This is a genomic window from Chryseobacterium sp. CFS2 (genome assembly GCF_036543225.1).
In the GTDB taxonomy this organism is placed as follows: domain Bacteria; phylum Bacteroidota; class Bacteroidia; order Flavobacteriales; family Weeksellaceae; genus Chryseobacterium; species Chryseobacterium culicis_A.
Window position 1 is genome coordinate 338,146 of the sequence record NZ_JAZHQU010000002.1, and the last position, 12,560, is coordinate 350,705.

12 protein-coding genes are annotated in these 12,560 nt (G+C 37.5%); 7 read left to right on the forward strand and 5 right to left on the reverse strand.

Annotated features, from left to right (window positions below):
• Positions 1-42: 42 nt before the first annotated feature.
• From ODR02_RS04930 to ODR02_RS04940, 3 genes are read left to right on the forward strand one after another with little or no spacing between them, the layout of a single operon-like run.
• Positions 43-1,176 (forward strand): serine hydrolase domain-containing protein, encoded by a 1,134-nt coding sequence (locus ODR02_RS04930; protein WP_209786336.1) that lies wholly within the window; start codon positions 43-45, stop codon positions 1,174-1,176.
• A 5-nt stretch (positions 1,177-1,181) separates the two neighbouring features.
• Positions 1,182-1,793, forward strand: coding sequence for a YdeI/OmpD-associated family protein (locus ODR02_RS04935; protein ID WP_209786337.1), 612 nt, complete (start codon positions 1,182-1,184; stop codon positions 1,791-1,793).
• Positions 1,794-1,804: 11 nt separating this feature from the next.
• A complete protein-coding gene (locus tag ODR02_RS04940; protein WP_309511752.1) occupies positions 1,805-3,364 on the forward strand; it encodes a tetratricopeptide repeat protein in 1,560 nt (519 codons plus the stop codon).
• Here ODR02_RS04940 and ODR02_RS04945 read toward each other — a convergent pair whose 3' ends face one another.
• From ODR02_RS04945 to ODR02_RS04965, 5 genes are all read right to left on the reverse strand, one after another.
• Positions 3,365-4,276 carry a hypothetical protein gene (locus ODR02_RS04945; protein WP_209786339.1) on the reverse strand — a complete coding sequence of 304 codons (912 nt, stop codon included), beginning with the start codon at positions 4,274-4,276 and terminating at the stop codon, positions 3,365-3,367. It abuts the gene before it with no gap.
• Between the two features lie 11 nt (positions 4,277-4,287).
• Complete coding sequence (locus ODR02_RS04950; protein WP_309511753.1) at positions 4,288-5,100, reverse strand: hypothetical protein; 813 nt, start codon at positions 5,098-5,100, stop codon at positions 4,288-4,290.
• 11 nt (positions 5,101-5,111) lie between these two features.
• The gene (locus ODR02_RS04955) at positions 5,112-5,972 is read right to left on the reverse strand and encodes a hypothetical protein (protein ID WP_209786341.1); all 861 of its coding nucleotides are present in this window, start codon (positions 5,970-5,972) and stop codon (positions 5,112-5,114) included.
• Between the two features lie 232 nt (positions 5,973-6,204).
• Positions 6,205-7,476, reverse strand: coding sequence for a Y-family DNA polymerase (locus tag ODR02_RS04960; protein ID WP_209786342.1), 1,272 nt, complete (start codon positions 7,474-7,476; stop codon positions 6,205-6,207).
• Positions 7,477-7,648: 172 nt separating this feature from the next.
• Complete coding sequence (locus ODR02_RS04965) at positions 7,649-9,232, reverse strand: Na+/H+ antiporter (protein WP_209786343.1); 1,584 nt, start codon at positions 9,230-9,232, stop codon at positions 7,649-7,651.
• Positions 9,233-9,455: 223 nt separating this feature from the next.
• On the opposite strand from ODR02_RS04965, the gene ODR02_RS04970 reads away from it, so the two are divergent.
• The 4 genes from ODR02_RS04970 (at position 9,456) to ODR02_RS04985 (ending at position 12,553) form a co-directional block, all read left to right on the forward strand.
• Positions 9,456-9,956, forward strand: a complete 501-nt coding sequence (locus ODR02_RS04970; RefSeq protein WP_209786344.1) for a M15 family metallopeptidase — start codon at positions 9,456-9,458, stop codon at positions 9,954-9,956.
• A gap of 191 nt (positions 9,957-10,147) precedes the next feature.
• Positions 10,148-11,185: a patatin-like phospholipase family protein gene (locus ODR02_RS04975; protein WP_105683133.1), complete on the forward strand. Its 1,038-nt coding sequence runs from the start codon at positions 10,148-10,150 to the stop codon at positions 11,183-11,185.
• A 217-nt stretch (positions 11,186-11,402) separates the two neighbouring features.
• Positions 11,403-11,573 (forward strand): hypothetical protein, encoded by a 171-nt coding sequence (locus ODR02_RS04980; RefSeq protein ID WP_209786346.1) that lies wholly within the window; start codon positions 11,403-11,405, stop codon positions 11,571-11,573.
• Between the two features lie 221 nt (positions 11,574-11,794).
• The gene (locus ODR02_RS04985) at positions 11,795-12,553 is read left to right on the forward strand and encodes a leucine-rich repeat domain-containing protein (RefSeq protein ID WP_209786347.1); all 759 of its coding nucleotides are present in this window, start codon (positions 11,795-11,797) and stop codon (positions 12,551-12,553) included.
• Positions 12,554-12,560: the final 7 nt, after the last annotated feature.

Here is a 12,560-nt window from a genome sequence, read left to right on the forward strand (position 1 = left end):
ACCAAATTATTCTAAATTTGTTAGAGACCCATTCATGAAACAATGAGAATACTGAAGTATATGATAGGCGGAGCTGTAGCAGGTGCAGCAGCAGCTTATTTTCTGGGATACGATTATTTATTTAGTGGTATTTCCAAGACCTATCTAAAAGGAAAGTCAAGTGCATACATTGATGATGGAGATCTTTTCCCCAGCAATCTTATTGCCACAGAAGAACCCAGGCTTTGGGAAGAAGATTCTGACTATAACAAAAAGGAGTTACCTAAAAATTTAGTTGAAAATTTAAAACTTTCCAAAACAGCCGCTTTTGTTGTGATAAGGCATGGTAAAATTCTTCATGAACAATATTGGGATGGTTACAATCAGCTTTCGCAGACCAATTCTTTTTCGATGGCAAAAGCAGTGACTGTTATGCTTTTAGGGAAAGCACTGGAAGAAGGGATTATCCCCTCCATTGATGAAAAACTTTCTGAATTTTACTCTGAATTTAAAAATAAAACATTTGGAAATCAGGTTACCCTTAAAAATTTAGCCCAAATGGAAGCCGGACTGGACTGGGATGAAAATTACAACAATCCGTTTCTTCCCAATGCCAAAGCCTATTATGGGAAAAGCCTCGTAAAAGCTGTATTCCCAAGAAAATTTAAAGAAGAGCCAGGCGTAAGATTCGAATATCAAAGCGGTTCCACTCAGCTTCTTGGTTTTGCCCTTCGAAAAGCTCTGAATCAGCCATTGGCAAGCTATTTATCAGAAAAATTCTGGATTCCTCTGGGAATGGAGCAGAATGCGAAATGGAGTACAGACGATCATGGTATGGAAAAAACGTATTGCTGTATTCATTCCAATGCCAGAGATTTTGCCAAATTGGGGCAGCTATTTCTTGATCATGGAAAAGTCGGAGATCAGCAAATCCTCAACGCAGACTTCGTTGAAAAGATGAGAACTCCTACAGAAAAGTCCGAAAACATCTATGGAATGGGACTTTGGATCAATCATGACAATCCAATCAAACATTATTATTTCCTTGGATTACAGGGGCAATATATCATTATGGTTCCGGAGCACAATATGGTTATTGTAAAAACCGGAAGCTATTCCAACAACCCTAAAAATGACAGGGGAAGACCTGATCAGGTAAAATTCCTTGTCAATGAAATGGTACAATTATTCCAATAAACACTATGGAGAAACACAGCGCAAAAGTTGATGAATACATTGAAAAATCTCCGGATTTTGCAAAACCTATTTTACAATATCTCCGTGAAACCATTCACGAAGCCTGTCCTGATGCGGAAGAAGCCATCAAGTGGCAATTTCCTACTTTCATGTACAAAGGAAAGATCCTATGCTCAATTACTGCTTTCAAACACTATTGCAGTCTGGGATTCTGGCTTCATCAGGAAATGAAAACTTTACAGGAAATAGAAACAAGTGCTGAAAAAAGTTCAATGTTCAGTTTAGGAAAAGTAACCCGTCTTGAAGACCTTCCTTCTAAACCTCAGCTGAAAAGAGCAATCCGGGAAGCCATGGAGCTTACAGATATGGGAGTTACCATGAAGAAAGCTCCTCCATCCAAAATAGAGATGGAAATCCCTGATTATTTTCAGTCTGCTTTAGATGCCCGGCCAAAGACAAAAGAAATTTTTGAAAAAGCTTCACCATCTTTCAGAAAAGAGTATATTGCATGGGTTACAGAAGCCAAAACAGAAGCTACCAGAAATAAAAGATTGGAACAGTCTTTGGAATGGATAGCGGAAGGTAAAGCCCGTAACTGGAAATACCAGAAAAAATAAAAAAACACACAATGAAGAAAAAAATTATACTCTTTTTCTTCCTTATTATTTCATTTTTTACATTCGCTCAGACATTTGATTTTGAGGGGCAGTACAAGTATGCCCGTATGTTGTCATCCAAAAATCCGGACAGCTCGGAAATTGTTCTGAATAAGATTATAGATTCTGCCCAGAGAAGAAATCTCCCGGAATTTCTGGCAAAGGCGTATTATTTAAAATCGTTCAACAGTTATTTAAAATCTGATGCTGAGAAAAGTCTTGATTTTGCAGATAAAGCTCTTAAAATATCTACCGAGAGCAACTACAATATCGGGAAAGCTCTTGCCTACAGAATGCAGGGAACTCAATATGCAAAGCTTGGACTGCTCAAGGAATCTTCCACAAGTCTCCGAAATGCTATCGCTGAAGTAAAAAATAATAATACAGAGGAAGGACATGAGCTGAAAGGAATGATCTTTAATTCTTTTTTGATCCTTCTCAATAAGAATCAGTACAAGGAAAAAGCATTCTATTCCAAAAGTGCCATTCAGGAATTTCAAAAGCTTAAAAATGTAACCCGACGGAATGAACTTTTAATTTCAGCGTATACCAATATGGGATACAATTTATCTGAGGTAAAAAATTTTAAGGAAGCCAAACCCTATTTTGTAAAAGCCCTTTCTTTGGTGGGAGAAAGCAATTATTATCTCCGGGCAAATATCCTTAATGATATCGGATTTTCGTTTTCAAAACAAAATAAGCCGGACAGTGCGGTGCTTTATTATAAGAAATCTCTGGCCATTGTAGATCAGTATGGTTTCAATGAAAAAAAGATTGAGGTTACCAAAAACCTTGAAGAAGTGTATGCTTTGCTCCACGATGATTCCAATACGGAAAAATATAAAATTGAAAATCTTACATTAAAAGACAGCATCGCCTACAACAAAGCAATGGCTGTCAACAAAACATTATCCCAAAAAGAAGAAAGTTTTCATCAGCAGCTCAATGAAAGCCATTCTACTTCAAAAGGACTTATCATAGCCTGTTTTGCGTTGATGATTATCCTAGGAGCTTTTATTTTCAATACCATCCGTCTTCGTAAAAAACATAAAGAAGCTGTTGCAAAAATTTACAGAGACGGTATTTCACCCGTTATTTATGAAGAAGATCCACAGGAAGTATCTGAGGATATTCAGGCAAAAAATACCTCTACTCCCACAGAAATAAAAATTTCGCCTGAAGTAGAGGAAAACATATTACACGGACTAAAAATATTCGAAGAAAATCTTGAGTTTAACAGTAAGAATATTTCACGTTATAACCTTGCAAACACATTGAATATCAACACGAAATATCTTTCAACAGTAATTAAGAAACATAAAAAATTCAACTTCAATCAGTACATCAATCATCTGAGGATCAATTATATTGTTAACCAATTGAAAAATGAGCCTCAATACAGAAAATATAAGATCAATCACCTCGCTGAAATCACAGGATATTCATCTCACAGCGCTTTTTCTCTTGAGTTCAAAAAGATCACCGGGCTGCATCCGTCTGCTTTTATTAAAACGCTTGATGAAATCTCCTGATTACTGTTCTGCTATAGTGAGATTATTGTAACCTCCCGTATTGTTGAGCGAAAAATTCGCAACGTTTGAATTATTTAAATTAAACCAGATATAAGGCATCAGTCTCTGCCCTGCTGTCATATAAAATGAGGCTGTACAATTGCTCCCTGCATCAATATTTACGATGCTGTTTGAGGACATGGTATTGGCACATTTTACAGTATTTACAACATTGGTGATGGCCAATCCCGCTGTATTATCATAAAGTTGCCAGATGGCTTCTATCTGAATAGGATTTAAAGGGTCTGTAGTATAATTAATGGCTAACGGAGCCAAATCTGTTGTGAAAGTAGCTACATAAATTCCGTTTCTGGGCGCTGTAAAGATGCCTGTAGCAGCATTGAAACTGGTTCCGGAATTACTTTCAAAAGTTTTGCTCCAGTCTACAAGATAATTACTGGCTCTGTTTTGTAAACCAGCTGTTATTGTTGGGGTAGCCGGGGTTACGAGTTTTACATTATTAGTTGTTTTGGCTGCAATAACAATCACTTTATTACCGGCAGGCTGTGCGGTAAGCAAAGGAAGCCACTCATTTCCATTGGAATATTCCACTCCATTGTTATAGCGTACGGCTCCTTCATCTGCCGCAGCTGCTGTCAGTGTGGAAGTTCCAAAACCAATCGCTCCGTTACCGGAATTTCTGGCATCTATTTTTACCGTGGGACTGAGAGTTCCTGCTCCTATTTTCCCGGCACTGTTAACAAGAACATCATTGCTCTGCTGAGCTGGAGTGAATGTGGATCCTGAAGCAGGGTTATCTTTTTGCCCGTCAATATGTAAAACACCTTGCGGGTTTGGGCTATTGATTCCAATCTGTGAAAATGCATATTGGAAACTTAAAGTCATTAAAATCAGTAAACAATTCTTTTTCATCATTTATCTTTTTATAATCCGAAAATACTTAAAGAAGTAAGCGTAGAATCAGTATCCAGTGTTTTTGAACTTCCCAGTTTTTGATTCAGGCTTACCGTAATGTTATCTCCCTGATTGAGGTTAAAAATCCCGGAACAGTTTCCGGCAACACGATTTCCGATCGTATTGTTTCCCGGATAACTTCCTACACATTTAAACACTTTACCGGTAGCGGAAGACGTTGAATTAGTCTGAATCAGCGTTTCATATCTTGAATCATTTGCAATGCTTCCTGAGGCCAGAGAAAAGGTAAAGGATACAATGTATACACCCGTTTTGGACGCTATAAAAGCTCCGGTACCAGTATTAAAGCTACCATTCACATCTGTTTTCTTAGTCCAGCCGATAACTGCTGTCTGTATTCCATCACTGAAACTTTGTCCTGAAGCATTTTCGGCATCCACAAAATCATTGGGAGCCTTATGAGCCAATGCTACCCAGGCTGTTCCGTTAGAATAGCTTAGGTCCTGAGTTCCGGAGTTATACCTCATCGCTCCGGCTTTTGCTGCAGAAGCAGATTGTGAAGTTCCTCCAATCCCAATGGCATTTAAGCGCTCCCCTGATCTCATATCCAGTCTTGTTTTCGGAGATTTTGTTCCGGCTCCTACATTTCCGGAAGAGGTAATCACCACATCATCATAATAACTGGAAAGTATGGAAACATTTGTGTTTTTCTGCCCGTCTATATGTAGTATTCCTTCCGGAGAAGACATATTAATTTCTATCTGAGCTTTCATCCCTATGCCACAGCAAATGAGTAAAGCCAGTCCTAATTTTTTTCTCATATCAAAGTGTGTTATTGTTCTAAAATCGAAAGATTTACGAAGCCGTATTCATTGCTTGCAGAAGACGTATCTGTTCTCAGACTCAGGTTTCCATTATAAACCGACTGATAGATATAGGGCTGAAGAGTATCACCTTTATTCAACTGAACTCCGGCAACACAGGATCCTGCCACCTGTGCCTGTTTTGAAATATTTGAGTAAGATTTCACGCATTTTTTCACCGTACTGCTTCCATTCACAACATATCTTGCTTCTGAAAAATACCCTGAAACTATGGGAATTCTAACAAAATCATAGGTAAAAGAAACAAGATATACGCCGGTTCTTGGCGCTGTAAAAACACCTGTTCCGGGAGTAAAGTTCCCTGTTGGGTCGGAAATCTCCGTCCATCCTGCAATCCCTGTAGAAACCTGATAGGGAATTTTCACAGCAAAGTTCCCTGCCTGAAGATTGGCTACCACTACTGCTTTGGTTGGGGAAGAAATAAGATCCTGCCATACAACACCATCTGAATACTGCATCTTTCCCCCGTTCAGCGGGTTATATCTTACAGCGCCACTGCCTGCAATGGCTGCGGTCTGACTGGTTTCTCCTATTCCAATTGAGTTGTCTGAATTCGTTGCAGACCGGGTGTCTACTCTGGTAGCAGGAGTTAAGGTTCCAATTCCTATTTCTCCGGTAGAGGTGATGGTGACATCATTGGCCATTTGAGTAGAAGATGGGACTCCGGATGAGGGATTATCTTTTGCCCCATCCACATGGAAAATGGTTTGAGGGCTTGAAGTATTAATTCCTACTTGTGCTTTCGATTGGCTTATCGTAAAGCACAAGGAAATGAGTATTCCCTTTATCAAAATACTTGGATTTTTCATTTAATTTGTGGTTTTAAAACGTGTACAATTCTTGGCCAAAGATAAATGTAAAAGCACGTTTCATACAATAGCGCCATTCAAACCAAAAACACACAAACCACTGAAAATAAGTCAAATAACACTTTATTTCACAGTATCAAAATACGGAATTTTACTATTTAAAATAAAACAGGCATGTTATTTTGTTGAAAAATTTTAAAGAATTTTTATTTTTTGAAGAAAAATTTCAGTACTAATGAAATCTAAAGTTTGCTTCCGGCAATGTATTCTTTTTCAGGAAGGCTTCATATTCCGGAGAAAGCTTTGCCCTTCCAAAAGTATTTTCACCGCTCATACTTCCCAAACGTACTTTATCTTTCCCGAATTTTCTGTTCATGGCATCCATTGCTTTCATCACAGGAAGGTGCTGGTTTTGTATATCTTCTTCGAAAAGGCTGATCTGTCTCTGATCTTCCGGCACAAAATCATTCACCATTACTCCTGCTCTTTTATAATGAAACCCTTCTCTGTAAATGGCTTCAAAAAGTTCATTCACTATTCTTCCGATTAGGATGGATGAATTAGTAGGATTGGAAAGAATCCGGGTCATTGCATTTTTATATTCAGGCAGATCTTTTCTAAAACGGTTGGTCTGTACAAAAACCGTAATCATTTTACAGCATGTATTCTGCTTTCTCAATCTTTCTGAGCAATACATTCCAAAAGTCTCTACCCTTTCTCTTACGTCTTCTTTCTTTGTCAGCATCTGCATAAAACTACGGGTAACCGCTATGGATTTTTTAGGAGACGGAGTATCAAGCTCAAGCTGGCGGGTTCCCTTCAGCTCATTAATCATTCTTATCCCATGAATTCCCATCACTTTTCGGACCCACATTTCAGGTTTCTGAAGAAGATCCCAGGCTTTATATACTCCACTGTCATTCATTTTAACAGCAAGCCGTCTACCTATTCCCCACACATCTCCTATATTGAGCCACTTCAGTGCTTTTTCAATTTTTTCGGGAGTATCCAGAATATACACTCCCTTAAAGTTATCCGGAAAGTCTTTTACAATCCTGTTTGCCACTTTACATAATGTTTTAGTGGGCGCAATCCCTATACTTACCGGAATATTTTCCTTATCATAAATTTCATTTCGGATTTTAAGACAATAGTCATACATATCAATATACTTAAACCCCGTTAAGTCAAGAAAAAGCTCATCGATACTATAAACTTCATGGTCAATAACATAAGATTTGGCAATATTAATGACCTGCTGGCTTTTATAATTATACAATTCAAATTTTGCAGAAAAGCTTTTCACATCATATTTCTGAAAAAGCTCTTTGTACTTGAATGCAGGAGCTGCCATAGGAATACCCAGATCTTTTGCTTCTTTACTTCTGGACACCACACATCCATCGTTGTTGGAAAGAACCACAACGGGTTTGCCTTCGAGATCAGGATCTAAAGTCCTTTCGCAGGAAACAAAAAAATTGTTACAATCTACCAGAGCATACATGACAATTGTATAGTAAAAATCTATACAAAATTAGAATTTTTAAAGAATAAAATAATCTTTTAGACCATAATTAACATCACATTTAACACTCTGAAAAACAAATGGATAAAATTTTTAAATACGACATGTTTTGTCGCATTAGCACTTTAATTTTGTTTTCAAAAAACATCCATTAAATCATCCTCAACCGTTCTTCCTCAAGATCAATCTGATAAAGCTGATGACGGATAATCTCTTCATTCACGGAAATATCTTTGTTAAGCTCTGAGAGAAACTGCCTCTGACTTTCCAGCATTTCAAAAAAGATATCTTTGGTTTTTTCATTCATCCATTCTGCATCATTTGCCTCTATTTTTTCTTCCCAGTGTTTCAGCATTCTTTCTAATCCGGCGTTACCATTCAGTTCATTTTCATGCTTGTTTTTAAGAAAGTGATAGACGTGTTGTTTCAGTTTGTACTTTATTTCTTCTCTGGATTGTTTGTCTTTCTCCTCATCTGTAAAATCATCAAATACATGTCCATATTTTATCAGATATGGGAGTGTAAGTCCCTGAACAAGCAATGTAAGCAAAATCACAACGAAAGTAATGAACAGGATAAGGTTTCTGTTGGGAAAAGGAAGTCCGTTTTCAAGGGTAATCGGAATGGCTAACGCAGCGGCTAATGATACAACACCTCTCATCCCTGTCCACCCAAGCATCAAAGGCATCAGCAAACGTCTTCTTGAGGAAGAAGCACGAGGTGCCACACTTGGCCGGAAAATAAGTGTAGCCAGCATTGCAGCATAAGAGCTTATGATTCTGGCAGCAATCAGAACACCGGTCACCAATATCCCATATTGAATAGCTATTCTCAAAGGAATTCCTTCCCACCGCAGTCCGCCAACAATTTCAGGAAGTTCCAGTCCGATAATTAAAAATACAATACCATTCAGAATAAAGACGAAGCTTTCCCATACACTGTAACCTCTTATACGGCTGGTACTGTTTAAAAAGATCATTCTTTTAGCTGACATATACAGACCTCCGCAAACTACGGCTAAAACTCCGGAACAATGGAGCTGCTCTGCAATCCAATACATCAGATAAGGCTCAATAAGTGTTAATGCAATATCTGAAGAGGCATCTGTAGGAAGTCTTTTGTGAGCCTGCACAAAAATCCATGCCAGCAATAAACCCATTCCTACTCCTCCGATTAGCATCCATAAAAAATCCAGCGAAGCTTCCTGCCATACAAACTGTCCGGTTCCTACAGCAATTAAAGCAAAACGGAATATAATAAGTGAAGAAGCATCATTCAACAAACTTTCTCCTTCCAGAACAGCAGATGTAGTGGATGGTATTTTTACAAATTTCATGATGGCTCCTGTACTTACAGCATCAGGTGGAGAAACGATTCCTCCCAGCAAAAATCCGAGGGCAAGTGTAAAACCGGGTATAAAGTAATTGGCCGTCACTGCTACGGCCAGTGCGGTAAAAAAGACCACTAAAAATGCAAAGCTTCCAATAATACGCCACCACCGTTTCATTTCTTTAAAGGAAATAGACCACGCAGCTTCAAATAGTAAAGGAGGTAAAAAGATAAAAAAGATAAGATCCGGATTAATTTTTACAACCGGGAGGCCAGGTACAAAACTGACAAGCAATCCGAATACAACAAGTAAAATCGGGTAAGCAATTTTTAATTTTGCAGCCCACATGTTGAGCAGCACGATGGCCGCAATCATGGCCAATAAAAAAGGTAAGATGGTATGCATTAATATTGTGTTTTATCCATCATATTTACTACTTCTATTTGATTTTTAAAAATTAAATAGCAATTTTTCTTATTTTTTGTGTCCACAGATCAATTCATCTGTTTGTAGATTATGTTTTTCATCTCTGATTGAATGATATAGAATTTTAATCAAACTTCTAATAAAACACGTCAAGTTTCGTCGTCTCCGCGCTATACTTTTGTTCTGTAACAAAATAGAAAATATGGACAAAGTAACCTTAGAACGAATTCAGAACCTTCATCCGTTGGTAAGAGATGAAGTGAAGCAAATTGTACAGGAATGTGACGAAGCACTTACCGGAAGAGCCAAGATACGGATCACCCAGGGATTAAGATCTTTTGAAGAACAGGAAAAGCTGTATGCAATCGGAAGAATTACGTCAGGAAAAAAGGTAACCAATGCAAAGGCAGGACAAAGCATCCACAATTACGGTCTTGCAGTAGATATCTGCCTGATGATTGACGGAAAAACAGCAAGCTGGGACACTGCAAAAGACTGGGATAATGACCAAGTTGCAGATTGGTATGAGTGTGTGAAAATTTTTGCCCGCCATGGCTGGGACTGGGGTGGCAACTGGAAAACATTTAAAGATCTTCCCCACTTTGAAAAAAAGAATATTCCTTCTAAAAAAGGCCCTGTAAAAACCAGTTGGAGAACACTTCTTAAGATGCCAAAAGACAAGCAGAATTACGTTATTTTTTAGTGTCATTTATTTGAAAATAAATATAATACGACACGTTCTGTCGCTTCCCCACACTACCTTTGCTTTATAAGAAAACAACGAAAAAAGCAATGAAATCTCAATATGGAATCTGAATGTTTTTATGATCAATCAATAGATTCTGTAGATTTAAGATTGCATGTGTCCTTTTAACAAAACATTAAAAATATCACATGAAAAAGACAACCATTCTTTCTTTGGACGGAGGTGGAATAAGGGGAATCATAACCTGTATTATTCTGCGTTACATAGAAGAACAGCTCCAGTATTATGATAAGCCCACTGCCAAGCTGGGAGATTATTTTGATCTGGTAGCAGGCAGCAGCACCGGAGGTCTGATTGCTTCTATTATTCTCTCTCCTGATGAAACCCGAAAAGCAAAATATTCTATTCAAAAAGGATTGGAATTATATGCTGAAAAGGGCGGCGACATCTTCCAGGTTTCTTTTTGGGAAAAACTGGTCAATCCATTCGGATTATTGAATGAAAGAATTTCCCAGGAAGCTCTTGAAAAAAACTTAAATGATTTTTTTGGAAATTTAGAATTAAAAGAACTAATAAAACCCTGTTTGATAACAAGTTATGATATAGAAAACAGAAGAGCAAAGCTTTTCAACTCATGGAAAGCCAACCTCAGTACAGATAATTTTTTTGTAAGAGATATCTGCAGAGCGACTTCCGCTGCTCCTACGTATTTTAGTCCAGTTCAGATTAAATCCATGTACGGACAGATTTTCAGTCTCATTGATGGCGGAATGTTTGCCAATAATCCTGCTCTTTGTGCTTATGCTGAGGCAAGAAAAATTCCTTTTGCAGAAGTGTTGAAAAATCATCAGAAAGCCAACCATCCAAGTGTAAATGATATGATTATTATTTCTATCGGAACAGGAATTGAGGCAAGACCTTACCCTTTTAAAAGACTTGAAAAAGCCGGTAAAATTGGTTGGGTAAGCCCAATTATTGACATTTTAATGTCTGCCAATGCAGAAACAGTAGATTATCAGCTGGAACAAATGTTTCAGACGCTGGGTCTCAGAAATCAAAAAAATTATTACCGCTTGAATCCCTCATTAAAAAATGCTTCTCCAGCAATGGATAATGTGAGAAGATCCAATATTGAAAACCTGATCCAGGCCGGATTGAGCTATATTGATGATAACAGAGAAATTTTGAACCAAATTGTTCAGAAACTCATTAAAAATAAAATATAAGCTTTTTACCTTATAAATAACTCATATAAGCTATTAAGATTATATTAAAAAAATCTTTTTTAAATACGTCAAGTTTTGTCGTTATCCTCTACTACCTTTGGAGTATCAAAAAGACACAAAACAACAATCCATAAAAAACTTTTAAAAGCCATTGAATTCAACATTCTCTTATGCTGAACAGCCTGAAATATGTTCACAACACCTTATAACACAAAACATGGAAACACCAGATCACAATACAAATATACTCTTTGATGAAGATCTCTATACCATTGAGTGGAGCGATATTGAAAATGCTGAGATGGATTATGAAAACTATCTCAATGACATTGAAAACTTCTTTAGAGAAGATTTTAAAGAAGGAGCACTTGAAGAAGATACTTTTTAAATAAAAAACTAATACACGACAAGTTCTGGCGCTGTTCAACATTACCTCTATAATACACGTACAGCAGTCTCATTAAACATTCTCAACACCTTTGAATTCACCATTCACAAAATGCTGGACAGCCAGAACTATGTCTGAAAATATAGCCTAAAAGGAACCTGCTTTACTAAAAGGCAGGACAAAACAATCAATTTATTAACCCACAGATCACACAACGTTTTATGAAAACAAAACAAGAATTAAAACTCTATTTTGAAAATGGAGATATCCCAAAACAGGAAGACTTTTGGGAATGGCAGGACTCGTACTGGCATAAAGACGAAAAAATTGATACACAGAAGGTGACAGGCCTTGAAAATGGCACATTCAACCTGCTCTATGCTGAAATGGATGCTGAGAAGAATGCCTCACTGGCGTTCTTTGCACAAAGAAAAATAGTTATAAAACCAGGAACGTTAACTATTCCAAAAAGCTTTACCGGAGGTTTGATCGTTACTGAAGTACAAATTCCTGACAGTGTAACAAGTATTCAGGAAAATGCATTTACAGGAAGCGGCTTAACAGCACTTGAGATTCCTGCCCGCGTAACGGATATTCAAGGCTGGGCTTTTTTCGGCAACCGAATTACATCTTTACATATTCCTGACAGTGTAACCTATATTGGAACTCAAGCATTTACAGGAAATCAGTTGACTGAAGTACACCTTCCAAAAGGAATAACAGTTATCTCACAAGGGGCATTCTCAGGTAATAAACTAACATCTATTGAGATTCCAAATGGAGTGACAGAAATTAAATCCGATGCTTTCTACGGTAATCAACTAACCTCAGCAACGATCCCCAACAGTGTTCTCAATATTGAAGCAGGAGCATTTTCAGGGAACAAACTTACAGAGGTTGTATTAGGTGAAAACACAAAGTATCATATGTATTCTTTTGATACTGATGTTAAGATAACCGGCGGACAACTTACCAATTAAACATTAT

Coding starts and splice junctions, on each gene's coding strand:
- ODR02_RS04980 (WP_209786346.1), top strand. CDS start 11,403: ATGGAAACACCAGATCACAATACAAATATACTCTTTGATGAAGATCTC.
- ODR02_RS04940 (WP_309511752.1), top strand. CDS start 1,805: ATGAAGAAAAAAATTATACTCTTTTTCTTCCTTATTATTTCATTTTTT.
- ODR02_RS04945 (WP_209786339.1), bottom strand. CDS start 4,276: ATGAAAAAGAATTGTTTACTGATTTTAATGACTTTAAGTTTCCAATAT.
- ODR02_RS04935 (WP_209786337.1), top strand. CDS start 1,182: ATGGAGAAACACAGCGCAAAAGTTGATGAATACATTGAAAAATCTCCG.
- ODR02_RS04985 (WP_209786347.1), top strand. CDS start 11,795: ATGAAAACAAAACAAGAATTAAAACTCTATTTTGAAAATGGAGATATC.
- ODR02_RS04930 (WP_209786336.1), top strand. CDS start 43: ATGAGAATACTGAAGTATATGATAGGCGGAGCTGTAGCAGGTGCAGCA.
- ODR02_RS04955 (WP_209786341.1), bottom strand. CDS start 5,972: ATGAAAAATCCAAGTATTTTGATAAAGGGAATACTCATTTCCTTGTGC.
- ODR02_RS04950 (WP_309511753.1), bottom strand. CDS start 5,100: ATGAGAAAAAAATTAGGACTGGCTTTACTCATTTGCTGTGGCATAGGG.
- ODR02_RS04960 (WP_209786342.1), bottom strand. CDS start 7,476: ATGTATGCTCTGGTAGATTGTAACAATTTTTTTGTTTCCTGCGAAAGG.
- ODR02_RS04970 (WP_209786344.1), top strand. CDS start 9,456: ATGGACAAAGTAACCTTAGAACGAATTCAGAACCTTCATCCGTTGGTA.
- ODR02_RS04975 (WP_105683133.1), top strand. CDS start 10,148: ATGAAAAAGACAACCATTCTTTCTTTGGACGGAGGTGGAATAAGGGGA.
- ODR02_RS04965 (WP_209786343.1), bottom strand. CDS start 9,232: ATGCATACCATCTTACCTTTTTTATTGGCCATGATTGCGGCCATCGTG.